This is a genomic window from Halocynthiibacter sp. (genome assembly GCF_049608145.1).
Classification (GTDB): Bacteria; Pseudomonadota; Alphaproteobacteria; order Rhodobacterales; family Rhodobacteraceae; genus Halocynthiibacter.
This window is the reverse complement of record NZ_JBMYXF010000138.1, coordinates 1-511: the sequence shown is the minus strand read 5'-3', so window position 1 is coordinate 511 and position 511 is coordinate 1. Positions and strand designations below refer to the sequence as shown.

The 511-nt window shown below is 57.1% G+C and carries 1 protein-coding gene; it reads left to right on the top strand.

What is annotated here, in order from left to right:
- Window positions 1–2 precede the first annotated feature (2 nt).
- A partial coding sequence (locus tag ACPGUT_RS16235; RefSeq protein ID WP_423993154.1) for an ATP-binding cassette domain-containing protein occupies window positions 3–511 on the top strand: 509 nt, incomplete at its 3' end.

Here is a 511-nt window from a genome sequence, read left to right as displayed (position 1 = left end):
CTATTCTTGAGGTGAAAGACCTGCGGGTGTCGTTCCGGCAGGATGGGAAACTGACCGAAGCAGTGCGCGGTGTCAGCTTTTCTGTGGCGCGCGGCGAAACTGTTGCGCTGGTTGGCGAAAGTGGCTCGGGCAAGTCGGTAACGGCGCTGAGCACTGTGTCCTTGCTGGGTAGCAGTGCTGAAACCTCCGGTTCGATCACCTATGATGGTCAGCAAATGGTTGGCGCGGATGAGACGCTTTTGCGCAAAGTGCGCGGCAATGACATCAGCTTTATTTTTCAAGAGCCGATGACCTCGCTCAATCCGCTTCACACATTGGAAAAGCAGCTGAGTGAATCGCTGGCTTTGCATCAGGGTGTTGTGGGGGACGAGGCGCGTCGCCGTATTCTGGAGCTGCTTGCCAAGGTCGGTATTCGCGACGCGGAAAGCCGTTTGAGTGCCTATCCGCATCAGCTCTCGGGTGGTCAGCGACAACGGGTCATGATTGCCATGGCGCTTGCAAATGGCCCGGA